Source organism: Rodentibacter sp. Ppn85 (genome assembly GCF_001999335.1).
Classification (GTDB): domain Bacteria; phylum Pseudomonadota; class Gammaproteobacteria; order Enterobacterales; family Pasteurellaceae; genus Rodentibacter.
Window position 1 is genome coordinate 22,130 of the sequence record NZ_MLHS01000014.1, and the last position, 26,752, is coordinate 48,881.

At 41.5% G+C, this 26,752-nt stretch carries 34 protein-coding genes; 29 read left to right on the top strand and 5 right to left on the bottom strand.

Features of this window, described 5'->3' with window-relative positions; genetic code table 11:
* The first annotated feature begins 35 nt into the window (after nt 1–35).
* The 3 genes from BKL51_RS02665 to mutS all read left to right on the top strand — a co-directional run bounded on the left by BKL51_RS02665 (nt 36) and on the right by mutS (nt 5,128).
* A complete protein-coding gene (locus BKL51_RS02665) occupies nt 36–983 on the top strand; it encodes an alpha/beta fold hydrolase (protein ID WP_077465205.1) in 948 nt (315 codons plus the stop codon).
* A gap of 206 nt (nt 984–1,189) precedes the next feature.
* On the top strand, nt 1,190–2,236 hold the full coding sequence (locus BKL51_RS02670; RefSeq protein WP_077465206.1) for an extracellular solute-binding protein: 1,047 nt from the start codon (nt 1,190–1,192) through the stop codon (nt 2,234–2,236).
* Between the two features lie 306 nt (nt 2,237–2,542).
* Nucleotides 2,543–5,128 carry a DNA mismatch repair protein MutS gene (gene mutS / locus BKL51_RS02675; protein WP_077465207.1) on the top strand — a complete coding sequence of 862 codons (2,586 nt, stop codon included), beginning with the start codon at nt 2,543–2,545 and terminating at the stop codon, nt 5,126–5,128.
* Nucleotides 5,129–5,231: 103 nt separating this feature from the next.
* On the opposite strand, the gene purL is transcribed toward mutS, so the two are convergent.
* Nucleotides 5,232–9,125 carry a phosphoribosylformylglycinamidine synthase gene (gene purL, locus BKL51_RS02680; RefSeq protein ID WP_077465208.1) on the bottom strand — a complete coding sequence of 1,298 codons (3,894 nt, stop codon included), beginning with the start codon at nt 9,123–9,125 and terminating at the stop codon, nt 5,232–5,234.
* Nucleotides 9,126–9,281: 156 nt separating this feature from the next.
* On the opposite strand from purL, the gene BKL51_RS02685 reads away from it, so the two are divergent.
* Nucleotides 9,282–9,821, top strand: a complete 540-nt coding sequence (locus tag BKL51_RS02685) for a DUF924 family protein (RefSeq protein ID WP_077465209.1) — start codon at nt 9,282–9,284, stop codon at nt 9,819–9,821.
* 47 nt (nt 9,822–9,868) lie between these two features.
* Here BKL51_RS02685 and BKL51_RS02690 read toward each other — a convergent pair whose 3' ends face one another.
* From BKL51_RS02690 to lpxH, 3 genes are all read right to left on the bottom strand, one after another.
* A complete protein-coding gene (locus tag BKL51_RS02690) occupies nt 9,869–10,663 on the bottom strand; it encodes a formate/nitrite transporter family protein (protein WP_077465210.1) in 795 nt (264 codons plus the stop codon).
* A gap of 199 nt (nt 10,664–10,862) precedes the next feature.
* Nucleotides 10,863–11,408: a carboxymuconolactone decarboxylase family protein gene (locus BKL51_RS02695; RefSeq protein ID WP_077465211.1), complete on the bottom strand. Its 546-nt coding sequence runs from the start codon at nt 11,406–11,408 to the stop codon at nt 10,863–10,865.
* 140 nt (nt 11,409–11,548) lie between these two features.
* The gene (gene lpxH, locus BKL51_RS02700; protein ID WP_077465212.1) at nt 11,549–12,259 is read right to left on the bottom strand and encodes a UDP-2,3-diacylglucosamine diphosphatase; all 711 of its coding nucleotides are present in this window, start codon (nt 12,257–12,259) and stop codon (nt 11,549–11,551) included.
* Nucleotides 12,260–12,345: 86 nt separating this feature from the next.
* Here lpxH and BKL51_RS02705 point away from each other — a divergent pair, with 86 nt between their 5' ends.
* The 3 genes from BKL51_RS02705 (at nt 12,346) to BKL51_RS02715 (ending at nt 15,100) form a co-directional block, all read left to right on the top strand.
* Nucleotides 12,346–13,086, top strand: a complete 741-nt coding sequence (locus BKL51_RS02705) for a 1-acylglycerol-3-phosphate O-acyltransferase (protein ID WP_077465213.1) — start codon at nt 12,346–12,348, stop codon at nt 13,084–13,086.
* Nucleotides 13,079–14,488: a multicopper oxidase domain-containing protein gene (locus tag BKL51_RS02710; protein WP_077465214.1), complete on the top strand. Its 1,410-nt coding sequence runs from the start codon at nt 13,079–13,081 to the stop codon at nt 14,486–14,488. Before BKL51_RS02705 ends, BKL51_RS02710 begins: the two co-directional genes overlap by 8 nt.
* A 129-nt stretch (nt 14,489–14,617) precedes the next feature.
* Entirely contained in the window at nt 14,618–15,100 is a 483-nt protein-coding gene (locus BKL51_RS02715) for a hypothetical protein (RefSeq protein ID WP_077465215.1), read from the top strand.
* 45 nt (nt 15,101–15,145) lie between these two features.
* On the opposite strand, the gene BKL51_RS02720 is transcribed toward BKL51_RS02715, so the two are convergent.
* Nucleotides 15,146–15,367 (bottom strand): SlyX family protein, encoded by a 222-nt coding sequence (locus BKL51_RS02720; protein WP_077465216.1) that lies wholly within the window; start codon nt 15,365–15,367, stop codon nt 15,146–15,148.
* Between the two features lie 90 nt (nt 15,368–15,457).
* Here BKL51_RS02720 and BKL51_RS02725 point away from each other — a divergent pair, with 90 nt between their 5' ends.
* From BKL51_RS02725 to rplQ, 22 genes are all read left to right on the top strand, one after another.
* Nucleotides 15,458–16,180: an FKBP-type peptidyl-prolyl cis-trans isomerase gene (locus tag BKL51_RS02725; protein WP_077465217.1), complete on the top strand. Its 723-nt coding sequence runs from the start codon at nt 15,458–15,460 to the stop codon at nt 16,178–16,180.
* A 99-nt stretch (nt 16,181–16,279) separates the two neighbouring features.
* Nucleotides 16,280–16,939, top strand: a complete 660-nt coding sequence (locus tag BKL51_RS02730) for a transcriptional regulator (RefSeq protein WP_077465218.1) — start codon at nt 16,280–16,282, stop codon at nt 16,937–16,939.
* 2 nt (nt 16,940–16,941) lie between these two features.
* Nucleotides 16,942–17,322 carry a sulfurtransferase complex subunit TusD gene (gene tusD, locus BKL51_RS02735; protein ID WP_077465219.1) on the top strand — a complete coding sequence of 127 codons (381 nt, stop codon included), beginning with the start codon at nt 16,942–16,944 and terminating at the stop codon, nt 17,320–17,322.
* Entirely contained in the window at nt 17,319–17,678 is a 360-nt protein-coding gene (gene tusC, locus BKL51_RS02740; RefSeq protein ID WP_077465220.1) for a sulfurtransferase complex subunit TusC, read from the top strand. Before tusD ends, tusC begins: the two co-directional genes overlap by 4 nt.
* 9 nt (nt 17,679–17,687) lie before the next feature.
* Nucleotides 17,688–17,975 carry a DsrH/TusB family sulfur relay protein gene (locus tag BKL51_RS02745; RefSeq protein WP_077465221.1) on the top strand — a complete coding sequence of 96 codons (288 nt, stop codon included), beginning with the start codon at nt 17,688–17,690 and terminating at the stop codon, nt 17,973–17,975.
* Between the two features lie 162 nt (nt 17,976–18,137).
* On the top strand, nt 18,138–18,509 hold the full coding sequence (gene rplN, locus BKL51_RS02750; protein ID WP_005548786.1) for a 50S ribosomal protein L14: 372 nt from the start codon (nt 18,138–18,140) through the stop codon (nt 18,507–18,509).
* 13 nt (nt 18,510–18,522) lie between these two features.
* Nucleotides 18,523–18,834 (top strand): 50S ribosomal protein L24, encoded by a 312-nt coding sequence (gene rplX, locus BKL51_RS02755; protein ID WP_077465222.1) that lies wholly within the window; start codon nt 18,523–18,525, stop codon nt 18,832–18,834.
* Between the two features lie 17 nt (nt 18,835–18,851).
* Nucleotides 18,852–19,391 (top strand): 50S ribosomal protein L5, encoded by a 540-nt coding sequence (rplE, locus tag BKL51_RS02760; protein ID WP_018356926.1) that lies wholly within the window; start codon nt 18,852–18,854, stop codon nt 19,389–19,391.
* 11 nt (nt 19,392–19,402) lie between these two features.
* Entirely contained in the window at nt 19,403–19,708 is a 306-nt protein-coding gene (rpsN, locus tag BKL51_RS02765) for a 30S ribosomal protein S14 (RefSeq protein ID WP_077465223.1), read from the top strand.
* Nucleotides 19,709–19,744: 36 nt separating this feature from the next.
* A complete protein-coding gene (rpsH, locus tag BKL51_RS02770) occupies nt 19,745–20,137 on the top strand; it encodes a 30S ribosomal protein S8 (protein WP_018356925.1) in 393 nt (130 codons plus the stop codon).
* 15 nt (nt 20,138–20,152) lie between these two features.
* Nucleotides 20,153–20,686, top strand: a complete 534-nt coding sequence (gene rplF, locus BKL51_RS02775) for a 50S ribosomal protein L6 (RefSeq protein ID WP_077465224.1) — start codon at nt 20,153–20,155, stop codon at nt 20,684–20,686.
* Between the two features lie 13 nt (nt 20,687–20,699).
* On the top strand, nt 20,700–21,053 hold the full coding sequence (rplR, locus tag BKL51_RS02780; RefSeq protein ID WP_077465225.1) for a 50S ribosomal protein L18: 354 nt from the start codon (nt 20,700–20,702) through the stop codon (nt 21,051–21,053).
* Nucleotides 21,054–21,067: 14 nt separating this feature from the next.
* Entirely contained in the window at nt 21,068–21,568 is a 501-nt protein-coding gene (gene rpsE, locus BKL51_RS02785) for a 30S ribosomal protein S5 (protein ID WP_077465226.1), read from the top strand.
* A 6-nt stretch (nt 21,569–21,574) separates the two neighbouring features.
* A complete protein-coding gene (rpmD, locus tag BKL51_RS02790) occupies nt 21,575–21,754 on the top strand; it encodes a 50S ribosomal protein L30 (protein ID WP_005543631.1) in 180 nt (59 codons plus the stop codon).
* A 3-nt stretch (nt 21,755–21,757) separates the two neighbouring features.
* Nucleotides 21,758–22,192 (top strand): 50S ribosomal protein L15, encoded by a 435-nt coding sequence (rplO, locus tag BKL51_RS02795; protein ID WP_077465227.1) that lies wholly within the window; start codon nt 21,758–21,760, stop codon nt 22,190–22,192.
* Between the two features lie 7 nt (nt 22,193–22,199).
* Nucleotides 22,200–23,525 carry a preprotein translocase subunit SecY gene (secY, locus tag BKL51_RS02800; protein WP_077465228.1) on the top strand — a complete coding sequence of 442 codons (1,326 nt, stop codon included), beginning with the start codon at nt 22,200–22,202 and terminating at the stop codon, nt 23,523–23,525.
* Nucleotides 23,526–23,554: 29 nt separating this feature from the next.
* Nucleotides 23,555–23,668, top strand: a complete 114-nt coding sequence (rpmJ, locus tag BKL51_RS02805; RefSeq protein WP_005625868.1) for a 50S ribosomal protein L36 — start codon at nt 23,555–23,557, stop codon at nt 23,666–23,668.
* Between the two features lie 141 nt (nt 23,669–23,809).
* Nucleotides 23,810–24,166, top strand: coding sequence for a 30S ribosomal protein S13 (rpsM, locus tag BKL51_RS02810; protein WP_059366018.1), 357 nt, complete (start codon nt 23,810–23,812; stop codon nt 24,164–24,166).
* 12 nt (nt 24,167–24,178) lie between these two features.
* The gene (gene rpsK / locus BKL51_RS02815; protein WP_077415376.1) at nt 24,179–24,568 is read left to right on the top strand and encodes a 30S ribosomal protein S11; all 390 of its coding nucleotides are present in this window, start codon (nt 24,179–24,181) and stop codon (nt 24,566–24,568) included.
* 29 nt (nt 24,569–24,597) lie between these two features.
* Nucleotides 24,598–25,218, top strand: a complete 621-nt coding sequence (gene rpsD / locus BKL51_RS02820; protein WP_077465229.1) for a 30S ribosomal protein S4 — start codon at nt 24,598–24,600, stop codon at nt 25,216–25,218.
* 31 nt (nt 25,219–25,249) lie between these two features.
* Nucleotides 25,250–26,233: a DNA-directed RNA polymerase subunit alpha gene (rpoA, locus tag BKL51_RS02825; protein ID WP_077465230.1), complete on the top strand. Its 984-nt coding sequence runs from the start codon at nt 25,250–25,252 to the stop codon at nt 26,231–26,233.
* Between the two features lie 40 nt (nt 26,234–26,273).
* Nucleotides 26,274–26,657 (top strand): 50S ribosomal protein L17, encoded by a 384-nt coding sequence (gene rplQ / locus BKL51_RS02830; protein ID WP_077465231.1) that lies wholly within the window; start codon nt 26,274–26,276, stop codon nt 26,655–26,657.
* The last annotated feature ends 95 nt before the right edge of the window (nt 26,658–26,752 follow it).

Here is a 26,752-nt window from a genome sequence, read left to right on the forward strand (position 1 = left end):
GGGCGTTGTGTACGCCCTTTATTTTATAAATCCTTATGATTCGAGAACCCCGTTTTTGCCAATTTGCTTTGGTGGAATTATTGCCTTTTTTCGAAGGCACTCCGACTCAATATCTTATTGGAAAAGGAAATATTCGTATTGCCTACCGTCATTTTGTTCACAAGGAAAGTGCGGTCAAAAAATTGATGATTTTGGTGAACGGACGGGCGGAAAATATGATGAAATGGTCGGAGCTTACCTATGACTTTTATCATCAGGGCTATGATGTGCTGTTGTTTGATCATCGCGGGCAGGGCTATTCCGAACGGCTTTTAAACGATCCGGAAAAAGGGCATTTAGACGAATTTCGTTTTTATGTAGCGGATATGCAAAAAGTGATCGAAAAAACCACCGCACTTTTTGACTATCAAACCCAACATTTGGTGTCGCATTCTCTTGGTTCGCTGATTGCTGCTTATTATTTGGCGAATTGCGATCATCATATTGAAAAAGCCGTGTTGTCTTCGCCTTTTTTCGGCGTACCGTTAAAACATCCGATGCGGGATGAATTGATCATTGCCGCAATGAATTTACTGGGGCAAGGCGCGCGTTATGTGTTTGGCAAAGGGGCTTACAAACCGGCTCACCTTGAACGTAATGAATTAAGCTTTTGTAAAACCCGCATGAAATGGATGAATCGAATCAATCGAAAATATCCAGCCCTTCACCTTGGCGGCCCGACTTTTCGCTGGCTGCATTTATGCCTCAATGCCATAAAACGTCTTCCTACTATCCTTCCCCGCATTGAAATTCCGGTGCTGATTTTGCAATCGGAGAAAGAAAAAATCGTGGACAACAAAACTCTGCAAAAACTAACCGCACTTTTCCCCAACGCAAGTTGTGAATTGGTTCGTCAGGCAAAACATGAGATTTTATTTGAACGGGACAGTTTAAGGGAAGATGTCATGAAAAACATCACGCAATTTTTTGAAAAGCCGAATTGATCGCCGTTGGTTTTTCTGCGTTTAAAAACTCATCATATATCGCTCCAACCCCGATATGGGAAAAATGTTAAAAAGATGTTGCAAATTTGACCTTTTGTCCTACAATCACTGAGCCTCAAATACTAAGGTTCTTCCCTCTTTGAGTGTGGCGATCTTATTTTACGAAGATCTGGTTTTATTTTCTGTTACCAGGAGAATAAAAAATTATGAAAAAATGGACCGCACTTTTTACTTCAAGTGTATTTTTATTAGGCACTCACAATATTGCAACCGCGAATGACAATACGGTTTATCTCTATACTTGGAGTGAATATGTGCCGGAGGGGTTACTGGATAACTTTACCAAGGAAACCGGTATTAAAGTCATTGTGTCCAGTTTGGAATCAAACGAAACTATGTACGCCAAACTGAAAACGCAAGGCGAAAACGGCGGTTATGATGTGATTGCGCCAACCAGCTATTTTGTATCCAAAATGATACGGGAAAATATGCTGAAAGAATTAAATCACGAAAAACTGCCCGTCATCAAAGAATTAGATCCGAATATGCTGGATAAACCTTTTGATAAGGGCAACAAATATTCATTACCCCAATTATTCGGGGCGACCGGCATTGCCTATAACGCGGAAACACAGAATCCCGCCCGGTTTCAATCTTGGGGCGATCTATGGAACGCTGAATTTAAGGGACGCTTACAAATGTTGGATGATCCAAGAGAATTGTTCAATATTGCCCTGTTAAAAATGAACAAAGACCCGAATACGCAAGATCCAAAAGTATTGGAAGAGGCCTATCAAGAATTGCTCAAGTTGCGTGGGAATATCTTGGCATTTAATTCGGATAATCCGTCCAACAGCTTTATTTCGGGCGAAACCGAAGTGGGCTTATTGTGGAACGGCTCCGTGCGTATTGCAAAAAACGAAGGGGTTAAAATTGACATGATTTACCCGAAAGAAGGCACGATGCTCTGGATTGATAATTTAGCTATTCCGAAAACCGCTAAAAATGTGGAAGGGGCACATAAGCTGATTAATTATCTGTTAAGCGCCGATGTAGCAGAGAAACTGACCTTACAAATCGGTTATCCTACTTCTAATCTCAATGCATTGAAACGTTTGCCGAAAGAATTGACGGATGATCGCGCTACATTTATCGCTCAAGATGTGATTGACAGAAGCCAATGGCAACTTGATGTTGGTGATGCCATTGAGCTGTATGAAGGCTATTATCAAAAATTAAAAGCCGCTCAATAATATTGACGATGGCAAAATAAACCGCACAAAATGATCTGACCCCAAAAAGTGCGGTTTATTTTTCTTTAGTTTTATTCGCCGTAGATAAACAAACCTAATTTGAGTCTCTCTTATTGAGTGGCAAAAGCAAGCAGCATAGTAAATTTTAAATAAAAACCAATGTTATAATGACCGCACTTTTCCTTGTTTTGGCTCGGAGTTTCAGTGCCATAGTAATTGTCATTGGCTTTTCCTTTCTCAACCTCTAAAATAGCCTACATTGAAAGTGACATTTTCGTCGATTTTTTATTAAAAACAGGTAACTCGATGATTTCAGAAGATAATTTTTCTCAACACACCCCAATGATGCAACAATATCTCAAACTCAAAGCAGAAAATCCGGATATTTTGCTGTTTTATCGTATGGGGGATTTCTATGAGCTGTTTTATGACGATGCTAAAAAAGCCGCCGCATTGTTAGATATATCTTTAACCAAAAGAGGACAATCGGCAGGCGAACCCATCCCTATGGCAGGCGTACCCTATCACGCCGTTGAGGGGTATTTAGCGAAGCTAGTCGCATTGGGCGAGCCTGTGGCAATTTGTGAACAAGTGGGCGATCCGGCAACGAGCAAAGGGCCGGTAGAACGCCAAATCGTACGTATTGTTACGCCCGGTACGGTGAGCGATGAAGCCTTGTTGCCGGAACGACAAGACAATTTGATTGCAGCCCTGTACCAAGAAAAAGATAAATTTGGACTGGCGACGTTGGATATGACGTCCGGCCGCTTTCAGCTATGTGAACTTGATGGCAAAGAAACCTTGCAAGCGGAACTGCAACGTATAGCACCGGTAGAATTACTTTACTGCGAAGATTTCGGTGAGATGGCATTGATTGAGCATTATAAAGGATTACGCCGTCGCCCTATCTGGGAATTTGAACTTAGCACGGCGATTAGCCTGCTCAATCGTCAATTCGGCACTAAGGATCTGCGTGCCTTTGGGGTGGAAAAATCACCGCTTGGACTGAGTGCGGCGGGTTGTTTGTTGCAATATGCAAAGGAAACCCAACGCACTGCGTTACCTCATATTCAGAGCATTAGCGTCGTGCAAAATCAAGATTATATTCAGTTGGATGCTGCCACCAGACGCAATTTAGAATTAACGCAAAATCTTACCGGCGGTAGTGATAATACATTGGTTGCCGTATTGGATAAATGTGTGACTCCAATGGGTAGCCGTCTTTTGAAACGTTGGATTCATCAGCCGAACCGCCATATTCAAAAACTCCAACAACGCCAACAAAGCATTGCAGAGATTCTGAATTTTGATTTGGTGGACGAATTACAACCTTACTTACAGCAGATCGGTGATATGGAACGCATTTTGGCTCGGGTAGCGTTACGTTCGGCCCGTCCGCGTGATTTAACCCGTTTGCGTACCGCCTTGGAACAAATTCCGAATCTGCGTTCCATTATCCGACAAAAAACACCGCCGTTTATTACCGCACTTTTTGAGAAAGTTGCCGATTTCACCGAGCAATACGATTTACTACAACGTGCAATTGTTGAAATGCCGCCGCTGTTGATTCGTGATGGCGGCGTAATTGCAGAAGGGTATCATACCGAACTGGACGAATGGCGTACTCTTTCTGACGGGGCAACCCAATATTTAGAAAATTTGGAAAAACGCGAACGTGAAAGCACCGGCATTGACACCCTGAAAATCGGTTTTAATGCGGTTCACGGTTATTACATTCAAATTAGCCAAGGACAAGCACACAAAGCCCCGATTCATTATGTACGCCGCCAAACCTTAAAAAATGCTGAGCGTTACATTATTCCCGAACTGAAAGAGTACGAAGACAAAGTATTGAAATCCAAAGGTGCGGCATTGGCATTGGAAAAACAGCTTTACGACGAACTCTTTGATTTATTGCTCCCTCACTTGGGCGCATTGCAGTTGGCAAGCCTTGTTTTATCGGAATTGGATGTACTGGTAAACTTGGCGGAACGTGCCGATACCTTAAATTATGTGATGCCGACATTTTGTGATGATATTTGTGTAAGCATTGAAAACGGTCGTCACCCAGTCGTGGAACAAGTGCTGAAAGAGCCTTTTATTGCCAATCCCGTTGAATTAAATAGGGACCGCCATTTGCTTATCATCACCGGTCCGAACATGGGGGGGAAAAGTACTTATATGCGACAAACTGCGCTGATAACGTTAATGGCGTATATCGGCAGTTTTGTGCCGGCAGATAGGGCACAAATCGGTCCGATTGATCGTATTTTTACCCGAATCGGTGCGTCGGATGATCTTGCCTCCGGTCGTTCGACTTTCATGGTAGAAATGACCGAAATGGCAAATATTTTGCATCAAGCAGGTGCCCAAAGTCTTGTGCTCATTGATGAAATCGGACGTGGAACGTCCACTTATGACGGGCTTTCTCTTGCTTGGGCATGCGCCGAATATCTGACGAAAAAAATTCACTCGCTAACTTTATTTGCGACCCACTATTTTGAGCTCACTGCTTTACCGGAGCAATTTCCCGGTATTATTAATGTTCACTTGGATGCCCTTGAACATAATAATACGATTGCCTTTATGCACGCCGTTCAAGAGGGAGCGGCAAGTAAAAGTTACGGTTTAGCGGTTGCTGCTTTAGCCGGTGTACCGCAATCGGTCATTAAACTGGCGAAACAAAAGTTGATGCAATTAGAAAAAATGTCAGGCCATGCCGCTGATCAGCAAATTCAAGCCTTGCGAGAGGCGAATCGACAGCAAGGTGAACTTACTTTTGAACAGGAAACGGACGCACTTCGCGAAGCCATTGAAAAGCTTGATCCGGACGAGCTAAGCCCAAAACAGGCTTTGGCGTATTTATATCAATTGAAGAAAATGGTGGATTAAAATACGAAGAAAAACGACCGCACTTGCGGTCGTATATTCAGCTTGTATCGGGCTTTAAGCATAAATTAGATTGACAAAATACTTTAAAGCCCATAGTTCCTTGTTATTTAAACTGTACCCGTGCATTTCTAAATAATCGCATCCAAGCGCCATCCTCGCTCCAATCTTCCGGATACCAAGAGTTGCTCACAGCACGGAATACCCGTTCCGGATGAGGCATCATCGCTGCAATTCGACCGTCCACATTAGAAATCGCCGTGATACCTAATACTGAACCGTTCGGGTTTGCCGGATAGCTTTCCGTTACGTTAAGGTGGCTATCAATATATTGCGCAACGATTAAATTTTGTGCTTGAAGTGCGGTTAAATTTTCCGCTGTTTTGAATTCAACACGTCCCTCACCATGGGAGACGGCGATTGGCATGTGTGAACCCGCCATCCCTTGGAACCATAAGGAGTGCGTGTCATTGATTTTTACTAAACCGACACGGGCTTCAAAACGTTCCGATTTATTTCGTACAAAACGAGGCCAGTTTTCCGCACCCGGAATGATTTCCGCAAGATTAGAGATAAACTGACAACCATTACATACCCCTAAAGAAAGGGTGTTTTCATTGGCGAAGAATTGGCTGAATTGTTCACGTAATTGTGGGTTAAATAAAATGGATTTTGCCCAACCACCGCCGGCGCCGAGAACGTCACCGTAAGAGAAACCGCCGCAAGCGACCATGGCATTAAAATCATTTAAATTGTAACGACCCGTCATTAAATCACTCATATGCACATCAACCGCAGCAAATCCTGCGCGGTCAAATGCTGCCGCCATTTCTACATGGCTGTTTACGCCTTGTTCACGTAATACGGCAACTTTCGGTTTTCCCCCTTTCGCAATATAAGGTGCGGCAATATCTTCATTCGGATCATAGGTTAAGAAGGCGGATAATCCGTTGTTGTTCGGATCTTTTTTCGCCTCGAATTCTTGATCGGCACATTCCGGATTATCCCGTAAACGTTGCATTTGATGAGTTAATTCCGCCCAGACAGCACGCAATTCAGAACGTTTTTCACTGAGTAATTTCTTATTGCCACGAGCGATTTCAATGTGATTTTCCGTTGTGACAGCACCGAGTTCGTGGGTAAGCGGTAATAAATTATGTGCGTTCAAAATTTCACGTACGGCGGTTAATTCGCTTTCCGCCACTTGAATGACGGCTCCCAGTTCTTCGTTAAATAACACGGCGAGATCATTATCGCCTAAGGCGGAAATATCCACCTCGATACCACAGTTTCCGGCAAATACCATTTCCGCTAAGGTGACGATTAACCCACCGTCGGAACGGTCGTGGTAAGCTAATAATTTACGTTCCGCCACAAGGGTTTGCATTGCTTCAAAGAAGTGTTTCAGCGCATCGATATTTTCTACATCCGCCGGTTTATCACCCAGTTGTTTATAAACCTGTGCAAGTGCGGTCGCACCAAGGCGATTTTTACCTTCGCCCAAATCAATGAGCAAGAGTCGGGAAGCGCCTTTATCGGTACGAAGTTGCGGCGTGACGGTTTTGCGTACATCTTCTACCCGAGCAAAAGCACTGATCACTAAAGAAAGTGGGGCGGTGACAGTTTTTTTCTCGCCGTTTTCTTCCCAGGTCGTTTTCATTGACATAGAGTCTTTGCCTACCGGAATGGTGATACCAAGGGTCGGACAAAGCTCTTCACCGACGGCTTTTACCGCTTCATAAAGTCCGGCATCTTCACCACCGTGACCTGCTGCCGACATCCAGTTGGCGGATAGTTTGATACGTTTAATCTCGCCGATATTGGTTGCCGCGATGTTGGTGATGGATTCCGCTACCGCCAAACGTGCTGACGCGCCAAAATCCAATAAGGCGACGGGCGCGCGTTCCCCTATTGCCATAGCTTCGCCGTGATAGCTGTCAAGGCTGGCGGTCGTTACCGCTACATCGGATACCGGAATTTGCCACGGCCCGACCATTTGATCGCGTGCGACCATACCGGTGACAGAGCGGTCACCAATGGTAATTAAGAAGGTTTTTTCCGCTACTACAGGTAAGCGTAAGACACGATGAAGCGCCTCTTTTAATTCAATGCCGTCTTGTGAAACAGGGGGATTTTCGACCGCACTTGATTGCACGTTACGGGTCATTTTAGGTGTTTTGCCAAGCAGCACATTCATCGGCAAATCAATCGGATCATTATTGAAATGGCTGTCATGCAAAGTTAAATGTTTTTCTTCTGTGGCTTCGCCAATTACCGCAAACGGTGCGCGTTCGCGTTCGCAAAGTGCGGTAAATAAATCCAATTTTTCCGGTGCGACAGCTAAAACATAGCGTTCCTGTGATTCGTTACACCAAATTTCAAGCGGAGACATTCCTTTTTCGTCACAAAGGATAGAACGTAAATCGAATTTACCGCCGCGCTCGCCATCGTGTACCAATTCAGGCATAGCATTAGATAAACCGCCGGCGCCCACATCATGGATAAATAGGATTGGGTTATCTTCACCGAGTTGCCAGCAACGGTCGATGACTTCTTGGCAGCGGCGTTCCATTTCCGGATTTTCCCGTTGAACGGAGGCAAAATCCAGATCTTCTTTTGATTTACCGCTGTCCATGGAAGATGCCGCACCGCCGCCTAAGCCGATATTCATAGCCGGGCCGCCTAATACAATCAGTTTTGCCCCAACAGGAATTTCGCCTTTTTGGACGTGCTCTGCACGAATATTGCCGATACCGCCTGCTAACATAATGGGTTTGTGATAACCGCGGACTTCCTCGCCGTTAAAACTGTTTACTTTTTCCTCATACGTTCGGAAATAACCCAATAGTGCCGGGCGACCAAATTCATTATTAAACGCTGCGCCGCCTAACGGGCCTTCAATCATAATATCGAGGGCGGAGGCAATGCGATTAGGCTTCGAAAGCGGGTTTTCCCAAGGTTGCTCAAAGTTTGGAATCACCAGGTTTGAAACGGAGAAACCGGTTAAACCAGCTTTCGGTTTTGCCCCGCGGCCGGTTGCGCCTTCATCACGAATTTCGCCGCCGGAACCGGTTGCCGCACCGGGGAAAGGGGAGATAGCCGTTGGGTGATTGTGGGTTTCCACTTTCATTAAAATGTGCGTATCTTCATTATGGTAACGATATTGTCCGTCTTGATCGGCAAAGAAACGCCCCACTTTGGAGCCTTCCATCACAGCGGCGTTATCTTTATAAGCGGAAAGCACGAAATCCGGAGTTTTCTCGAAGGTATTTTTAATCATTTTGAACAAGGATTTGTCTTGTTTTTCGCCGTCAATCACCCAGTCCGCATTAAAGATTTTATGGCGACAGTGTTCGGAATTTGCTTGGGCGAACATATAAAGTTCAATGTCGTTCGGATTACGTCCGAGTGCGGTGAAATTTTCCACCAAATAATCAATTTCATCTTCCGCTAAAGCGAGCCCCAGTTCAATATTGGCGCTTTCTAAGGCTTGGCGACCGCCGGTTAAAATATCCACTGTGGTGAACGGTTTCGGCGCTTGGTGACGGAATAAAATTTTGGCGTCTTTGGCATCGCGAACTACCGTTTCCATCATGCGGTCATGTAAAAGTGCGGCTAATTTTTCTTGTGCTTTTTCATTTAAAGGTTGATTAAATTCAAAGTAATAGGCAAGACCGCGTTCAATTCGATCGACTTCTTTCAAACCACAATTATGGGCGATATCCGTCGCTTTGGACGACCAAGAAGAAATGGTGCCGACGCGTGGAATAACAATAAAGGTTTCACCTTTTGCTTCATGTTCTGCCAAGGTCGGACCATAATGGAGCAAGGCTTTTAGTTTCGTTTCCTGTCCGCCGGAAAGGGGCGTATTGAGTTCGACAAAATGGACGTATTCGGCATAGACGGATTGTACCGGTAGCCCGTTTTGTTGGAATTTTTGCATTAAGCCATTGATGCGAAATTCGGAAAGGGCAGGTGAGCCACGGAAAATTTGAAACATAAGGATTCCCTTTGAGTCTGAATAGAAATGAAAATTGCACGCTATTATAAAGGAAAAGGTGGGAAAACGAAAACGTTTGCGTATTGTTTTACTGCATTCTCTCTAAAAGGATTTTCTTGTAAAATGTCGTTGTTTTTTTATTTATAGGAGGTCCAAATGTCTTATCAACACGTACTTGATTTTTGGTTTAATGAGGAAACAAAACCGTTTTGGTTTGCGAAAAGTGAGGAATTTGATCGCAAAATCCGTGATCAGTTTTATGATTTATGGTTGCAGGCAGCCCAATCGGAATTAAGCCATTGGCGTGAAACGGTACATGGTCGGTTAGCTGAAATTATTGTGTTAGATCAGTTTTCTCGTAATTTACATCGTGATAGCCCCTTAGCATTTGCGCAAGACAATATGGCAATTGCATTGGCACAAGAGGCTGTTAAACAACCCGAATTTAATAATATGACCGTGCGTGAGCGTCATTTTATGCTAATGCCTTTAATGCATAGCGAAAGCAAAGTGATTCATGCACAAGCTCTGCCTTTATTTGAACAATTTGGCCCTGAAGAAAGCGTTGCTTTTGAATTGAAACATAAGGTTATTATTGATCGTTTCGGCCGTTATCCGCATCGTAATGCTGTGTTAGGGCGGGAAAGTAGCGCTGAAGAAATCGAATTTTTAACCCAACCGGGATCGGGTTTTTAATAGATGGAATGAAAAGTGCGGTTAATTTTAACCGCACTTTGTGAAATTTAGATCTGGTAATCTTCTTTCAATAAATGACGATAAGCGTACAGATAAGATGCCCCCACAAATGCCGCCCCACCGGTGACATTGCCGAGAAAAACCGGCACCATATTTAAGAAAAATTCACCCCATGTTACATTTGCGCCTGCAAAGATTCCCGCCGGAATAATAAACATATTGGCGACAAAATGTTGTAAGCCGATAAGGACGAAGATCATCACAGGAAACCACATGGCAAGAATCCGACCCGATGTTTGTTTTGCACCAAAATAAAACCAAATGCCCATGCAAACCATCCAGTTACAGGCAATGGCAGAAATAAATGCTCGTGCAAAATCCATTTGTACTTTCGTTTCGGCAATGGCTATTGTTTTAGAGACCGCAGTTCCTTCGGTTAATCCTACGTAATGACCCAAGAAAAATGCCATAAAGAGGGCGCCGGCAAGATTGCCAAGACTAACGATAATCCAGTTTCGCATGAGTTTTTTAAAGCTTACCCGTTTACTTAAACGACCTAATGCCATCATCATCATGTTTCCGGTCGCAAGCTCACCGCCACCGATAAGAATACAAATTAAGCAAATCGGGAACACTGCCGCGCCTAATAAGGTGGCAAGTCCGCTCCATTCGGCCGGGATACCGCTGATAACTTTTAGATAAGCCATATAACCGAAACTCACATAACCGCCACCTAAAAAGCTTAATATAGTTAAGGTTTTTAGATGGCCTTGTGATTTGGCATAACTCTTGTCAATGACATCTTGTAGACTTTCATGAGGATAAAGATCACGTTGTGTCATGGCGATTCCTTTTATTAACGGGTAAAGAGGTGCTATAAAAAATTAAAAGATGAAAGGCAAGGAACTGCAGTGATTTCGACAACCCAGGTAAAAAATAAAGTGTCCGCTGTTCCTATTTTCTATATCGTCATATCAAGTTATAACGAAAATGAATAACAGACGGCAACCTGATCTGCTGCCGTTGTTAAGAAATTAATCTTCATGCAAAAGGCTGAAGTTCCGGATTAATCGGCGTTTCGGCAATGTTATTAACATAGTTACACAATGTCGCTAAACTAACACCTAAGATCACATCAATGGCATTTTGTTGGTTATATCCCGCATCAAAGAACGTTTGTAGTTGCGCCGGTGTGAGTTTGGCTTTTTGTAATATTACGGCAAGGGTAAAACGTACAAGCGTATCTAATTTATGATCTTTCTCGATACGTGCGGTGGCACGGATTTGATTAACTAATTCTTCCTCTAACTTTAATACTTTTAAGGCAATTTTAGTGTGACCGGCAACGCAGAATCCGCAGCCGTTCACTACTGCTGCAGTAATTTGTACAACTTCCCGCTCTGTTGCGGTAAGACTGTTTCTACCGTTTATCCCACCCACGGTCCGGTAGGTTTCTAAGGCAGTCGGGGCATTGGCTAATACACCGATTAAATTTGGAATAAATCCATTGGCATTTTTAACCGCAGTTAATGCCTCTTTTGCTTCTTCAGGTGCGCTTTCAATAGTGTGAATGGAAAATTGCGACATAAAAACTCCTCTCATAAAAATCACTCGCAGATTGATAGTACGTGAGGAGTTTAGCTTTTGGAAAGAAATAAAGGCTATTTGATAGATGAAAAAGTTATAAGTGTGAAAAGATTATCTGAATATTTCCACACTTGATCGCGTTATTTTAGGAAATAAATTTCCCCATTCTCTTCCGATACTAAAATTGAGGCGTAATCAGGTCGCCAATCGCCTAATACAATGCGCTTTTTACCCTCATATTGATGAATCGCTTCGCGGTGGGTATGCCCGTGAATCAGGCGTTGAGCATTGAATTGCTGCATTTTTGCTAAAGTGAAAGAGTGATTAACATCCATAATTTCATAGGGTTTTTGCGCTTTGTCTTTACGACTGGTTGCTCGAATTTTCTCCGCAATTTTTAACCGCACTTTTAAGGGTAAATGTAGAAACAACCATTGTCGCCATTTTTGATGGACTTTTTGGCGGAATTGTTGGTATTTTGTATCGTCAATGCAAAGCGTGTCGCCGTGGCAGAGAAGGGTGGGCGTACCGTAAAGAACAATAAGTTGATAATCAGGCAATAAGATCATACCGGTTTCTTTGGCAAAACGCCGGCCGATAAGAAAATCTCGATTGCCGTGGATAAAATAGCAGGCAATGCCTTTTTCCGTGATATTTTTAATTGCACTTTTTACTTGAGCGATTAATGGCGACTGTTCGTCATCGCCAATCCAAAAATCAAATAAGTCGCCGAGAATATAAACCGCCTCAGCAGCCGGGGCAAAATTGTGCATAAAGTCTAAGAAAAGTGCGGTCAATTTTGGTTGGGTTTCGCTCAGATGAAGATCTGAAATGAAATAAGTCTTTTTCATAAAATTTCCGTAAATTTTTGCCTAGATTAGCACAAAATTCCTTCTAATTTGCTATACTCCCGCGAAATTTTCTCGTAGGTATTGATATGTTAAAACTGGTTCGAATCCTTATTGTGGTGGTTTGTTGTATTTTAATTTGTGTGTTTGGCACGATTTATTCGTTTATCCGCTTTAAAAATCCAAGTAATGTGGGGGTGATGGCGCGTTGGTTCGGGCGTTTGTATCCGCTTTTCGGTTTACAGGCAGAACACCGTTTCCCGAAAAATAAAGAAAATCTTGGACGGGCGATTTATATTGGCAATCATCAAAATAATTACGATATGGTAACGATTTCTTATATGGTGTTGCCTCGTACAGTGAGTGTAGGGAAAAAAAGCCTGATTTGGATACCGTTTTTTGGCATTTTATATTGGGTGACGGGAAATATTTTTCTGGATAGAGAAAATCGTTCGAAAGCCCATAGCACCATGACCCAGCTTGCAGAACGTATTAATAAGGATAATCTTTCTATTTGGATGTTTCCGGAGGGTACACGTAGTCGCGGGCGCGGTCTATTACCGTTTAAAACGGGCGCATTTTATGCGGCGGTAGCGGCGGGTGTGCCTATTATTCCGGTGGTTTGTTCTACGACACATAATAAAATCGATTTAAATCGTTGGGATAACGGTAAAGTGATTTGTGAAATGATGGAACCTATTGATACTCACAATTATAGTAAAGAAACGGTTCGAGATTTGGCAGCATATTGTCATGATGTGATGGAAAAGCGCATTGCCGAGTTAGATGCTGAAATCGCACAAACCGAAAAGGAAAGTATGAATGCCTGAATTTTCACGCCGTCAATTTTTAAAAAACACGGCAATTTCAACCGCACTTGCCTGCGTACCTGCACCTTTAATGGCGGCAAGCCGTGCAAAATTGACGGTGCCGCCGTTGATTGAAGTTCGCCGTGGTCGTCCGATTATTTTGACGATGGAAGAAACGGGATATCAGTTAGACGGCAAACATCAAGTTAGCGTATGGGGCTTTAATGGCAATTATTTAGGGCCGACAATCAAAATTAAGTCGGGCAGTTTTGCAAAACTTAATTATCACAATAATTTACCTCAACATGTCGCTCTTTCTATTCAAGGTTTACAGACTTCCGGTGAGTTGTTTGGCGGAGCGGCCCGTGTGCTCAAAAAAGGTGAATCTTGGGCACCGATTGTACCGATTGAACAGCCGGCGGCGACTTGTTGGTATCGTTCCGCCACATTGGCTAATTCTGCATATCAAACCTATCGTGGCTTAGTGGGAATGTGGTTGATTGAAGATGAACAAAGTATTAAATCCGTCCTCCCCCGTAAATATGGGGTAGATGATATTCCATTGATTTTACAAGATATGGAATTTAATAGTGAAGGGTTACAATTATTCAAACAAAATCAACCGCACTTTGTGGGGAATCGATTATTGGTCAATGGTTTGGAGTCTCCTTATTTAGATGTGCCACGTGGTTGGGTGAGATTGCGTTTGCTCAACGCCTCTTTAGCTCGGGCTTATGAGTTGCGTTTGGATAATGACCAAGATATTACGGTGATTGCAAAAGATTTAGGTTTTCTTCCGCAAGGTAACGTGGTGAAATCTTTTATTTTGGCACCGGGTGAGCGGACGGAAATCTTAATTAATTTAAGTGAGGGGGGAAATGTTTCGCTTATTTCGGGACATAAGCGGGGTATTTTTGATAAAGTGAAACAGGTTTTTTCTTCTGATGGCGAATTAGTGGAGAATACTGTGTTGGAACTACGCCCTCAAGGTGATTTTTCCGCCTTCGCTCAAAAAATGGACGTAAAGTTTGAGACAGATGCGGTATCTGTGTTAAATGCAAAAGTGGAACAAGAGCGAACGTTTGTTTTGGATGTAACAAGCGGTTTAATTAACCAAAAACGTTTTGATCCGCGCCGTGTGGACGTGGTGGCAAAACAAGGTTCGATTGAACGGTGGATTTTGACCAGTTCTTTACCGGTTGGGTTTACCCTTCAAGGGGCGAAGTTTGTTGTAGAGAGTGATGAGAACGGTGTGCCGAAAGACAATGAGTTGGCTTGGAAAGATACGGTGTGGGTAAAAGGTAAAACGCAAATTTTGGTTCGTTTTGATCAGTTTTCCTCTAATAACTATCCGTTTATTTTTGGCGCATCAAATCTTGTACTTGCCGATATGGGCTGCATTGGTACGATGATTGTGCAGTAAAGTGCGGTCACAAAAACCAACGTTTTTTGAACGTTGGTTTTGCCAACGGCCTCGATTAAGGGGAGGAACAAACGAGTAAGCGAGTTTGTGAATAATTTTTAGTTTGTGTTTATCAATTAAAGGGAAAAAATGAAGAAAATATTCAGTTTAATTTCTATTGCAACGATGTTATTTGGTGCAATCAATGTGGCGGAAGCTAAAACAGCGGATAATCAAAAAGAGCAAAAAGCGGTTTCTCCGGAAATTTATCTTTCTGTGTTTGATACTTCGGTAGAGCCTTTTACCGATCTCAAAACAACCGTATTACCGCGTAGTCAATCCGCTCTTCGACTTTGTTGGGTTGCCCAAGGTCAGTTTTCTGAAATGGTTAGCACGATTGAAACTTTAAAGGCGCCAAAGAAACAAACTGTTACTGCCCAAGGTTCCCAAATATCAACTTCAAAAGATGGCAAAGTGAATGTTATTCGTAGCACATTGGAAACATTGGATCAGGGCAGAAATTTAGTAAGATGTTGGAATTTTGATGAGTCGGATCCACTTGGTCAATATAAGATTCAAATACAAATTATGGGAAAAATTTATCAGGACTTACCGTTTAGCGTTGTAAAATAATCACAAGTAAAAACGGATAATCATATTGTTGATTATCCGTTTTTTTCAGTAATGCGGCGGCGGAGTTTCTTCTGCTTGGCTTGCGATATTTGAGGAGTGGAAATCTTTCAATTTATTCGCTACATAACGTAATTGTAGCTGAATTTTATCCATATCAAATTGTTGTTGAACTAATGCTTGGTTTAATTCCTCTAACAACTGTTCTTGAAATGCCACTTTCATTTCAAGTTCGGCAATGCGATTTTCTAACATTTGTTGAATTTGCATAATTTATCTCTAAATTTAAAAAAAAGTTGAGAATAGCTTAAATCCGATTTAAGCTACTCGTTGCTTTTCTATTATAAAGGATTAATAAAAATGTTAAAAATTCAAAAATTTTCCCTCACCGCGTTAATGGTTAGTGCGGTTGTTTCCGGAACGGTTTTTGCAGATGAAAAAGCGGATGCTAAGTTTAATGATGAGGTATCCTATGCCTTAACCGCCTATTCTATGACGCAAGCAAAATTAATGGCAGAACAAGGCGAGATTAAGTTAAATGAAGCCCAAGTGAATAAAGCGGTAGAAGATGTATTGAAAGGTAAATTCACCGAAGAAAAGATTAGTGAGTTGACGCAAACTTTAGAGCAGTTTCAACAAAAAATTGTTGCGCGCGAACAAGCGAAAATGAAAGAAATTGCTCGGAAGGCGCAAGATGAAGGAGATAAGTATCGTGCTGAGTTTGTCAAAAAAGAGGGCGTGAAAACCACAAAATCCGGTCTATTATATCGTGTTATCGAAGCCGGAAAAGGTGAGTTGATTAAGCCAACGGATATGGTGAAAGTACATTACACCGGGAAATTACCGGACGGTAAAGTTTTCGACAGTTCGGTAGAGCGTGGTCAACCGGCGGAGTTTCGTTTAGATCAAGTTGTAAAAGGCTGGACCGAAGGTCTTCAATTAGTGAAAAAAGGCGGCAAAATTGAGTTGGTCCTTCCTCCTGATTTAGCTTATGGCAAACAAGGCGCAGGTGCTTCTATTCCGCCAAATTCAACGCTGTATTTTGAAGTAGAAGTATTGGATGTTAATCCTAAAGCTAAATAAGTTATCAATTTGAATAAAACATAACCTTTGGTTATGTTTTATTCTTATCCTCCCGTCGTAAAAGAGCGGTTATTTTTAGCGTAGATTCGGAACTTATTCATGTTACATGACGAATATATTTTCACAGATGAAGATCACACCATTTTAAATTCTTATAAAGCGGTAGTGAATGGTGTGAGCGCACTTATTGGTGAGCATTGTGAGATTGTTTTGCATTCCCTAGACGATATGGAGCATTCCGCCATTTGCATTGCTAACGGGCATAATACTAATCGCCAAGTGGGTTCTCCCATTACGGATTTAGCTCTACGAGCTTTGCATAATATGCAAAGTGAAGGTGTCTCAACACCATATTTCACAAGAGTAAAAAGCAATATTTTGATGAAATCCGTGACCATTGCAATTCGTAATAAAAACCAAAGAATAATAGGGTTGCTGTGTATTAATATTAATCTTGATGTGCCGGTTTCAAAATTTATTCAATCTTTTATGCCCGCTATTGAGGTAGAAGAAACCTCTTCTGTGAATTTTGCTAACTCTATGGAGGATTTGGTTTCGCAAACCGTTGAAAAAACTATTGAGGAAGTTAATGCGGATCGCACGGTAGCAAATAATAATAAAAATCGTCAAATTGTGATTTCATTATATGAAAAAGGGATTTTTGATATTAAAGATGCCATCAATTTAGTGGCGGAACGTTTGGATATTTCTCGCCATACGGTTTATCTTTACATTCGTCAAATCAAACAAGAGCAATAGTAATGAACTATGTACTTGCGGTAAAAAGCCCTATCTACGGTACGCAAGGGGCTTATCTTGCTTATCAATTTGCAGAGACCTTAATTGAAAAAGGGCACAGCATCAAACAAATTTTCTTTTTCCAAGAAGGGGTGAGCAACGGTAATCGTTTTGTTTATCCTGCCGGTGACGAAGTGAATTTACAACGATATTGGCAAGTTTTCTCTGCTAAATATAGTGTCCCTTTATGTTTATGTGTGGCGGCTTCGCAACGTCGCGGAGTGGTAAATGAAATGACGGCGGAAAATAGAAATAACCATAATTTGGCAGAAGGATTTGTAATTACCGGTTTAGGGGAATTTATGGCTGCAACATTAAATACCGATAGAGTCATCACATTATGAAAATTGCTTTTTTATTTCGTTCCGCTCCACATGGAACATCTTCTGCACGAGAAGGGTTAGATGCCTTATTAGCCGCAACGGCATTTTGCGATGAGGAGGATATCGGTGCGTTTTTTATCGATGATGGCGTGTTTAATTTGCTGAGTGGACAACAACCGGAGCTATTATTACAAAAAGATTTTGTCCGCACATTTAAGTTATTGGATTTATACAATATCGAACAGTGTTTTATTTGTCGGGAAACTCTTGATAAATTCGGTATTGTAGAGGATGACCTTATCGTATCGGCAAAAAAAATTGATCGCACTTTATTACTCGCTAAGCTGAATCAAGCAGAAAAATTGCTAACATTTTAAGGGATATTTATGCTCTATTGTTTTTCTCAGGCAAATTACGATAAAGAAGAATTAATGAGTTATCTTTCTTTGGTGACGGAAAACGATGCTGTTGTGCTTTGGCAAGACGCAGTATTATTAATAGCAAAATACCCCAATTATTTTAAAGATTGTAAGGGACATTGCTTTGCATTGGAACAAGATATTTTAGCAAGAAATTTGACCGCACTTTTACCGAAAGAAAATATAGTGCAATTAATTTCTTTATTGGATTTGGTCGATATTACCGTACAGTATTCTCCTCAGATGGCATTATAAAAATATTTGTTTTTTCTCAGGTTCTTTTCACATTTTATCTATAAATCTTATTGATTCGCCTAGTCCTTTATGCTATATTCCGCAGCCTCTTACATCTGTCTTATGCTTATGTAGGAGGATTCGTCCCGAAAGGGTGTTTTTTTAACTTAACGGAGCACTAATATGATCCAAGAACAGACTATGCTGGATGTTGCTGATAACTCAGGCGCTCGCAGCGTAATGTGTATCAAGGTTCTAGGTGGATCGCACCGTCGTTATGCTGCAATTGGTGACATCATCAAAATTACTGTAAAAGAAGCAATTCCTCGCGGTAAAGTAAAGAAAGGTGATGTATTAAAAGCAGTTGTTGTGCGCACCAAGAAGGGTGTTCGTCGCCCAGATGGATCAGTCATTCGCTTCGATGGCAATGCTTGTGTCATTTTAAATAATAACACTGAGCAACCAATCGGTACTCGTATTTTTGGACCTGTGACGCGTGAACTTCGTTCTGAGAAGTTTATGAAGATCATTTCTTTGGCACCAGAAGTACTGTAAGGAGAAGTGACAAATGGCTGCAAAAATTCGTCAAAACGATGAAGTAATCGTGCTTGCCGGTAAAGATAAAGGCAAGCGTGGAAAGGTAACTAAAGTGTTACCAAACGGTAAGGTATTTGTTGAAGGTATCAATATCGTCACTAAACATGAAAAACCGGTTCCTACATTGGGCAAAGCCGGCGGTTTGGTGAAAAAAGAAGCGGCGATTGACGTTTCAAATGTTGCGATTTTTAACCCGAAAACAAATAAAGCTGATCGTGTAGGTTTTAGATTTGAAGAAGGTAAAAAAGTACGTTTCTTTAAATCTAACAATGAAATTATCTAACAAACTGGAGTAATGCGATGGCGAAACTGCATGATTACTACAGAGATCAAGTAGTAAACGAATTAAAAAATAAATTCGGCTACAAATCTGTCATGCAAGTCCCACGAATCGAAAAGATTACCCTGAATATGGGTGTGGGTGAAGCATTGACCGACAAAAAATTGCTAGACAACGCGGTAGCGGACTTAACAGCAATCAGCGGTCAAAAACCTTTAGTAACTAAAGCTCGTAAATCTGTTGCTGGCTTTAAGATCCGTCAGGGATATCCAATCGGTTGTAAAGTGACACTACGCGGAGAGCGTATGTGGGAGTTCTTTGAACGTTTAATTACAATTGCTGTTCCACGTATTCGTGACTTCCGCGGTTTGAGTGCGAAATCATTTGATGGTCGTGGTAATTACAGCATGGGTGTGCGTGAACAAATCATCTTCCCAGAGATCGATTACGATAAAGTAGATCGTGTTCGTGGTTTGGATATCACTATCACAACTACTGCTAAGAATGATGAAGAAGGTCAAGCACTACTTGCTGCCTTTAATTTCCCATTCCGTAAATAAGGCAGGTTATCATGGCTAAACAATCAATGAAAGCACGCGATGTAAAACGCGTTAAATTGGCTGAAAAATTTTATGCTAAACGTGTAGAGTTAAAGAAAATCATTTCAGATGTAAATGCCTCTGATGAGGAGCGTTGGAATGCGGTATTAAAGTTGCAAACTTTACCACGTGATTCTAGTCTATCTCGTCAGCGTAACCGTTGCCGCCAAACAGGACGTCCGCATGGCGTTCTTCGTAAGTTTGGTTTGAGCCGTATTAAGGTCCGCGAAGCTGCGATGCGTGGTGAAATCCCAGGCCTTAAAAAAGCGAGTTGGTAATATACCACTTTATTTTGGAATCGGAGAAAAAGTACAATGAGTATGCAAGATCCAATCGCAGATATGCTGACCCGAATTCGTAACGGTCAAGCTGCGAACAAAGTTGCGATCAGTATGCCTTCATCCAAGCTAAAAGTGGCAATTGCCAATGTGTTAGCTGCTGAAGGTTATATCGAAAGCGTTAAAGTTTTAGAAGGTGTAAAACCTGAGTTGGAAATTACTTTAAAATATTTCCAAGGAAAACCGGTTGTAGAGAGTATCCAACGTGTAAGCCGTCCTGGTCTTCGTATTTATAAACGTAAAGACGAATTACCAAAAGTTATGGGCGGATTAGGTGTTGCTGTTGTTTCTACATCCAAAGGTGTTATGACTGACCGCGCGGCTCGTCAAGCTGGCTTAGGCGGTGAGATCATCTGTTATGTAGCTTAATAGAGAGGTAGGAAAATGTCTCGTGTTGCAAAAGCACCTGTTAATATTCCTGCCGGTGTTGAGGTTAAACTTAACGGTCAGTTATTAACAGTAAAAGGTAAAAATGGCGAGTTATCTCGCACAATTCATAATTCAGTTGAAGTTAAACAAGATAATGGTCAGCTAACTTTTGCTCCACGTGAAGGTTTTGTTGAAGCAAATGCTCAATCGGGTACAGCTCGTGCATTAGTTAATGCAATGGTTATCGGTGTTAATGAAGGCTTCACTAAAAAATTAGTATTGGTTGGTGTTGGTTACAGAGTACAACTTAAAGGTAACGTGGTTGCATTAAGTTTAGGCTATTCCCACCCGGTAGAGCACACTTTGCCGGCAGGTATTACTGCTGAATGCCCTTCTCAAACAGAGATTGTATTGAAAGGTGCTGACAAACAGTTAATCGGTCAAGTTGCAGCAGATATTCGTGCTTATCGCCGTCCTGAGCCTTATAAAGGTAAAGGGGTACGTTACGCTGATGAAGTGGTACGTATCAAAGAGGCTAAGAAGAAATAATTAAGGTAACACTATGGATAAGAAATCAGCTCGTATCCGTCGTGCAGCTCGTGCACGCTATATGATGAAAGAGCAAGGTGTAACTCGTTTAGTTGTTCACCGCACTCCACGTCATATTTATGCACAAGTTATTGCATCGAACGGTTCAGAAGTGCTTGCCGCTGCTTCAACTGTTGAGAAAGCAATTCGTGAGCAAGTAAAATATACTGGTAACAAAGACGCTGCTGCTGTAGTAGGTAAAACTGTTGCAGAGCGTGCATTAGCAAAAGGCATAAAGGCAGTTGCTTTTGATCGTTCCGGTTTTAAATATCATGGACGTGTCCAAACTTTAGCGGACGCTGCTCGTGAAGCTGGTCTACAGTTCTAATGGGGTAAATTGAGATGTCAAACATCGAAAAACAAGCTGGTGAACTGCAAGAGAAGCTAATCGCAGTAAACCGTGTATCAAAAACTGTAAAAGGTGGTCGTATTATGAGCTTTACCGCATTGACTGTGGTTGGTGATGGCAACGGCCGTGTCGGTTTTGGTTATGGTAAAGCGCGCGAAGTTCCGGCAGCGATCCAAAAAGCGATGGAGAAAGCCCGTCGCAATATGATTAATGTAGCTTTAAGTGAAGGCACATTGCAACACCCAGTTAAAGGTGTTCATACTGGTTCTCGTGTATTTATGCAACCGGCTAGCGAAGGTACAGGTATCATTGCTGGTGGTGCGATGCGTGCAGTATTAGAAGTTACTGGTATACGTAACGTCCTTTCTAAAGCATACGGTTCTACCAACCCAATTAATGTTGTTCGTGCAACTATTGATGCATTGGCAAATATGAAATCACCAGAAATGGTTGCTGCAAAACGTGGTAAGACTGTTGATGAAATTTTGGGGTAATTGATGATGGCTAAAACTATTAAAGTAACACAAGTTCGTAGTTCGATTGCTCGTTTACCGAAGCATAAAGCTACCTTGCGTGGTCTTGGTCTTCGCCATATGCACCACACAGTCGAGTTAATTGACACACCAGCAGTACGTGGAATGATTAACCAGGTTTCATACATGGTTAAAGTAGAGGAGTAAGAGATGCGTTTAAATACTCTATCTCCGGCTGAAGGCGCAAAACATAGTTCTAAACGCCTTGGTCGTGGTATTGGTTCTGGTCTAGGTAAGACCGGTGGACGTGGTCATAAAGGTCAAAAATCTCGTACCGGCGGCGGAGTTCGTCGAGGTTTTGAAGGTGGTCAAATGCCATTGTACCGTCGTTTACCAAAATTTGGTTTCACCTCAATGAAAGCTGCTGTTACAGCAGAAGTTCGTTTGAGTGACTTGAATAAAGTAGAAGGCGGGGTGGTAACTTTAGAAACACTAAAAGCTGCAAATGTTTTAACTAAAGATATTCAATTTGCTAAAGTTATTTTGGCAGGTGAGTTGAAATCTGCTGTGGCTATTCGCGGCTTACGTGTGACTAAAGGTGCGAAAGCAGCGATTGAAGCTGCTGGCGGTTCAATTGAGGAATAATTAGCAAATGGCTAAACAACCAGGTTATCAAGCTAGAAGTACCAATAGTGGTAAAAGTGAGCTAAGAAGTAGATTACTTTTTGTTTTAGGTGCACTTATTGTTTATCGTATTGGTTCATTTATTCCGGTTCCTGGTATTGATGCAGCCGTACTCGCTCAATTAGTTGAACAACAAAAAGGTACCATCATTGATATGTTTAACATGTTCTCTGGTGGTGCACTAAGTCGAGCCTCAATTCTTGCGTTAGGTATTATGCCATACATCTCGGCATCTATCGTGATTCAATTGTTAGCAACGGTTTCTCCTGCTCTAGCTGAATTGAAGAAAGAAGGAGCGGCAGGTCAAAGAAAAATTACCAAGTATACTCGCTATGCCACGGTAGTTTTTGCGACTATTCAGGCCGTTGCGATTTCTACAGGTTTACCAAATATGTTACCTGGACTGGTTCCAAATGTTGGATTCAGTTTTTATTTTACCTCAGTAGTGAGTTTAGTAACTGGTACTATATTTTTGATGTGGTTAGGTGAACAAATTACAGAAAGGGGAATTGGTAATGGTATTTCTATTCTCGTTTTTGGGGGGATTGTAGCAGGTTTACCTTCAGCTATTCTAGGAACAATTGAGCAGGCTCGCCAAGGGCAAATGCACCTATTAGTTCTTTTGCTAATAGCTGCAATTGTGTTTGCAGTAACTTATTTTGTTGTTTTTGTAGAAAGAGGACAACGTCGAATTCGGATTGAGTATGCTAAACGTCAGCAAGGTCGTCAGATTTTAGGCGGACATTCAACACATTTACCGTTAAAAGTTAATATGGCAAATGTAATGCCGGCAATCTTTGCATCTAGCATTATCTTATTTCCTGCCACATTGACACAATGGTTTGGTCAAAATGATAAATTTGAGTGGTTGAATAATTTATCAATTCTGTTGAATCCTGGCCAGCCTTTATATTTGCTTGTTTATGCAATTGCAATCATTTTCTTCAGTTTCTTCTACACTGGAATGCAATATAACCCGCGTGATACGGCAGATAACTTAAAAAAATCTGGTGCATTTATTCCAGGAATTAGACCGGGTGAACAAACATCACGTTACATTGATAAAGTAATGACTCGCCTAACTTTAATTGGTGGTCTTTATGTAACGTTTGTCTGTTTGGTTCCTTATATTATGACATCGGCTTGGGATGTTAAATTCTACTTTGGTGGAACATCATTATTGATCGTTGTCGTTGTAATTATGGATTTCATTGTTCAGGTTCAAAGTCACTTAATGTCGTCTCAATATGAATCTGCATTGAAAAAAGCAAACCTCAAGGGGTTAGGACAATAATTGTCCAATTAACATAAAAAGGATAAGCAATGAAAGTTCGTGCTTCCGTAAAGAAAATGTGTCGTAACTGTAAAATTGTTAAACGTGAAGGTGTTGTGCGTGTATTATGTAGCGACCCTAAACATAAGCAACGTCAAGGTTAATTGATAACTTTTTCTTGCCAAGAACCGGTTGAGCAGCTATACTGCCCAACTCATTTACATCCTTGATATTCTGTTTGAGTATCCTGAAAACGGGCTTTTCAAGATCAGAATATCAATTAATTTAGAATATAGGAGTGCATAGTGGCCCGTATTGCAGGCATTAACATTCCTGATCATAAACATACTGTAATTGCCTTAACTGCAATTTATGGTATCGGTAAAACTCGTTCAAAAGCTATTTGTGCTGCTGCGGGGATTGCCGAAGATGTTAAGATCAGAGAGTTGTCTGAAGAGCAGATTGACAAACTGCGTGACGAAGTTGGTAAATTTACTGTTGAAGGTGACTTACGTCGAGAAGTAACACTAAACATCAAACGTCTTCTAGACTTAGGTTGTTACCGTGGTTTGCGCCATCGTCGTAGTTTACCAGTACGTGGTCAGCGTACTAAAACTAACGCGCGTACCCGCAAGGGTCCTCGTAAACCGATCAAAAAATAGTCGGGGTAAATAATGGCTAAAACACCAGTTCGTACACGTAAACGTGTAAAAAAACAAGTTGTAGATGGCGTAGCTCACATTCACGCATCTTTCAATAACACAATCGTTACTATTACCGACCGCCAAGGCAATGCTTTAGCATGGGCAACTGCGGGTGGTTCGGGTTTCCGTGGTTCTCGTAAATCTACTCCGTTTGCCGCACAAGTTGCTGCTGAACGTTGTGCTGAAATTGTTAAAGAATTCGGCTTAAAGAACTTGGAAGTTATGGTTAAAGGTCCGGGACCAGGTCGTGAGTCAACAATCCGTGCATTAAATGCGGCGGGCTTCCGTATCACGAACATTACAGATGTAACCCCGATTCCTCATAACGGTTGTCGTCCACCGAAAAAACGTCGTGTTTAATGGCGTAATAGGATAGTTGGAGAAAGAAAATGGCAAGATATTTGGGCCCTAAACTCAAGCTCAGCCGTCGTGAAGGCACTGATTTATTTCTTAAGTCAGGTGTGCGTGCGATTGATTCAAAATGTAAAATTGATACAGCACCGGGTCAACATGGTGCTCGTAAACCGCGTTTATCTGACTATGGTAGTCAGTTACGTGAAAAGCAAAAAGTTCGTCGTATTTATGGTATTCTAGAGCGTCAGTTCCGTAATTACTATAAAGAAGCGAACCGTTTGAAAGGTAACACTGGTGAAAACTTATTAGTGTTATTGGAAGGTAGATTAGATAACGTTGTTTATCGTATGGGGTTTGCAGCAACTCGAGCAGAGGCTCGTCAGTTAGTAAGTCATAAAGCGATTGTGGTAAACGGTCGTGTTGTGAATATCCCATCTTTCCAGGTTGCAGTTAATGATGTTATTGCTGTTAGAGAAAAATCTAAAAAACAAGCACGTATTAAAGCATCATTAGAATTAGCAGAACAAAGAGAAAAGCCAACTTGGTTAGAAGTTGATGCAGCTAAAATGGAAGGTGTTTTTAAACGTATTCCTGAACGTTCTGATTTATCAGCAGATATTAACGAACATCTGATCGTTGAGCTTTACTCTAAATAGTAGTGAAGCTTAAAAGTAAAGAGAGGATAAAATGCAGGGTTCTGTTACAGAATTTTTAAAACCACGTTTAGTAGATATTGAGCAGATTAGCTCAACGCACGCTAAGGTGATCCTTGAACCGTTAGAGCGTGGCTTTGGTCATACTCTAGGTAATGCATTACGTCGTATTCTTCTATCTTCAATGCCAGGTTGTGCTGTAACTGAAGTAGAGATCGAAGGAGTATTGCATGAGTATAGTAGTAAGGAAGGTGTTCAGGAAGATATTCTTGAAGTGCTTTTAAACCTTAAAGGTCTAGCGGTTAAAGTACAGAATAAAGATGATGTTATTCTGACACTAAATAAATCTGGAATTGGCCCTGTTGTTGCAGCGGATATCTCCCATGATGGGGATGTTGAAATTGTAAATCAAGACCATGTGATTTGTCACTTAACTGACGAAAATGCTTCGATTAGTATGCGTATTCGTGTTCAACGTGGAAGAGGATATATTCCCGCTTCAACTCGCATCCAGGTAGATGAGCGTCCAATTGGTCGTTTGCTTGTTGATGCTTGTTATAGTCCTGTTGAAAGCATTTCTTATAATGTTGAAGCAGCTCGTGTTGAGCAACGTACGGACTTGGATAAATTAGTTATTAATTTAGAAACAAATGGTACGTTGGACCCTGAGGAAGCAATTCGTCGTGCTGCAACAATCTTAGCAGAGCAACTTGATGCATTCGTTGATTTACGTGATGTTCGTCAGCCTGAAATTAAGGAAGAAAAACCGGAGTTTGATCCGATTTTATTACGTCCTGTAGATGATTTAGAGTTGACAGTTCGTTCTGCTAACTGTTTGAAAGCAGAAACAATTCACTATATCGGTGACTTGGTACAACGTACAGAAGTTGAGTTATTAAAAACACCTAATCTTGGTAAGAAGTCGCTTACTGAAATTAAGGACGTACTTGCTTCACGTGGTTTGTCACTTGGTATGCGCCTTGAGAATTGGCCGCCAGCAAGTATTGCTGAAGACTAATTTGGTCATAGATTAAGGTTTTTCTTAGAAGGATAAGATCATGCGCCATCGTAAGAGTGGTCGTCAACTAAACCGTAATAGCAGCCATCGCCAAGCGATGTTCCGTAATTTAGCCAGTGCTTTAGTTAGTCACGAAATTATCAAGACAACTTTACCTAAAGCTAAAGAATTACGTCGTGTAGTTGAACCGTTAATTACATTAGCAAAAGAAGATAGCGTTGCAAACCGTCGTTTAGCATTCGCTCGTACTCGTAACGTTGATACTGTTGCGAAATTATTCAATGAATTGGGTCCGCGTTTTTCTCAGCGTGCAGGTGGTTACACCCGTATTTTAAAATGTGGTTTCCGTGCAGGTGATAATGCTCCAATGGCTTATATTGAGTTAGTTGAGCGTCCGGAAGCTGCAGAAACCGTGACAGAATAATTGGTTGAATAATAAAAAAGCTCGCAAGTCTGCGGGCTTTTATTATTTATAGTTCATAGGTATACATATGATAATTCTATTTTATAGAATACAAT

Bases quoted from the DNA above. Each gene is read 5' to 3' on its own strand.
- BKL51_RS02665 (WP_077465205.1), top strand. From the start codon at position 36: ATGATTCGAGAACCCCGTTTTTGCCAATTTGCTTTGGTGGAATTATTG.
- BKL51_RS02670 (WP_077465206.1), top strand. From the start codon at position 1,190: ATGAAAAAATGGACCGCACTTTTTACTTCAAGTGTATTTTTATTAGGC.
- mutS (WP_077465207.1), top strand. From the start codon at position 2,543: ATGATTTCAGAAGATAATTTTTCTCAACACACCCCAATGATGCAACAA.
- purL (WP_077465208.1), bottom strand. From the start codon at position 9,125: ATGTTTCAAATTTTCCGTGGCTCACCTGCCCTTTCCGAATTTCGCATC.
- BKL51_RS02685 (WP_077465209.1), top strand. From the start codon at position 9,282: ATGTCTTATCAACACGTACTTGATTTTTGGTTTAATGAGGAAACAAAA.
- BKL51_RS02690 (WP_077465210.1), bottom strand. From the start codon at position 10,663: ATGACACAACGTGATCTTTATCCTCATGAAAGTCTACAAGATGTCATT.
- BKL51_RS02695 (WP_077465211.1), bottom strand. From the start codon at position 11,408: ATGTCGCAATTTTCCATTCACACTATTGAAAGCGCACCTGAAGAAGCA.
- lpxH (WP_077465212.1), bottom strand. From the start codon at position 12,259: ATGAAAAAGACTTATTTCATTTCAGATCTTCATCTGAGCGAAACCCAA.
- BKL51_RS02705 (WP_077465213.1), top strand. From the start codon at position 12,346: ATGTTAAAACTGGTTCGAATCCTTATTGTGGTGGTTTGTTGTATTTTA.
- BKL51_RS02710 (WP_077465214.1), top strand. From the start codon at position 13,079: ATGCCTGAATTTTCACGCCGTCAATTTTTAAAAAACACGGCAATTTCA.
- BKL51_RS02715 (WP_077465215.1), top strand. From the start codon at position 14,618: ATGAAGAAAATATTCAGTTTAATTTCTATTGCAACGATGTTATTTGGT.
- BKL51_RS02720 (WP_077465216.1), bottom strand. From the start codon at position 15,367: ATGCAAATTCAACAAATGTTAGAAAATCGCATTGCCGAACTTGAAATG.
- BKL51_RS02725 (WP_077465217.1), top strand. From the start codon at position 15,458: ATGTTAAAAATTCAAAAATTTTCCCTCACCGCGTTAATGGTTAGTGCG.
- BKL51_RS02730 (WP_077465218.1), top strand. From the start codon at position 16,280: ATGTTACATGACGAATATATTTTCACAGATGAAGATCACACCATTTTA.
- tusD (WP_077465219.1), top strand. From the start codon at position 16,942: ATGAACTATGTACTTGCGGTAAAAAGCCCTATCTACGGTACGCAAGGG.
- tusC (WP_077465220.1), top strand. From the start codon at position 17,319: ATGAAAATTGCTTTTTTATTTCGTTCCGCTCCACATGGAACATCTTCT.
- BKL51_RS02745 (WP_077465221.1), top strand. From the start codon at position 17,688: ATGCTCTATTGTTTTTCTCAGGCAAATTACGATAAAGAAGAATTAATG.
- rplN (WP_005548786.1), top strand. From the start codon at position 18,138: ATGATCCAAGAACAGACTATGCTGGATGTTGCTGATAACTCAGGCGCT.
- rplX (WP_077465222.1), top strand. From the start codon at position 18,523: ATGGCTGCAAAAATTCGTCAAAACGATGAAGTAATCGTGCTTGCCGGT.
- rplE (WP_018356926.1), top strand. From the start codon at position 18,852: ATGGCGAAACTGCATGATTACTACAGAGATCAAGTAGTAAACGAATTA.
- rpsN (WP_077465223.1), top strand. From the start codon at position 19,403: ATGGCTAAACAATCAATGAAAGCACGCGATGTAAAACGCGTTAAATTG.
- rpsH (WP_018356925.1), top strand. From the start codon at position 19,745: ATGAGTATGCAAGATCCAATCGCAGATATGCTGACCCGAATTCGTAAC.
- rplF (WP_077465224.1), top strand. From the start codon at position 20,153: ATGTCTCGTGTTGCAAAAGCACCTGTTAATATTCCTGCCGGTGTTGAG.
- rplR (WP_077465225.1), top strand. From the start codon at position 20,700: ATGGATAAGAAATCAGCTCGTATCCGTCGTGCAGCTCGTGCACGCTAT.
- rpsE (WP_077465226.1), top strand. From the start codon at position 21,068: ATGTCAAACATCGAAAAACAAGCTGGTGAACTGCAAGAGAAGCTAATC.
- rpmD (WP_005543631.1), top strand. From the start codon at position 21,575: ATGGCTAAAACTATTAAAGTAACACAAGTTCGTAGTTCGATTGCTCGT.
- rplO (WP_077465227.1), top strand. From the start codon at position 21,758: ATGCGTTTAAATACTCTATCTCCGGCTGAAGGCGCAAAACATAGTTCT.
- secY (WP_077465228.1), top strand. From the start codon at position 22,200: ATGGCTAAACAACCAGGTTATCAAGCTAGAAGTACCAATAGTGGTAAA.
- rpmJ (WP_005625868.1), top strand. From the start codon at position 23,555: ATGAAAGTTCGTGCTTCCGTAAAGAAAATGTGTCGTAACTGTAAAATT.
- rpsK (WP_077415376.1), top strand. From the start codon at position 24,179: ATGGCTAAAACACCAGTTCGTACACGTAAACGTGTAAAAAAACAAGTT.
- rpsD (WP_077465229.1), top strand. From the start codon at position 24,598: ATGGCAAGATATTTGGGCCCTAAACTCAAGCTCAGCCGTCGTGAAGGC.
- rpoA (WP_077465230.1), top strand. From the start codon at position 25,250: ATGCAGGGTTCTGTTACAGAATTTTTAAAACCACGTTTAGTAGATATT.
- rplQ (WP_077465231.1), top strand. From the start codon at position 26,274: ATGCGCCATCGTAAGAGTGGTCGTCAACTAAACCGTAATAGCAGCCAT.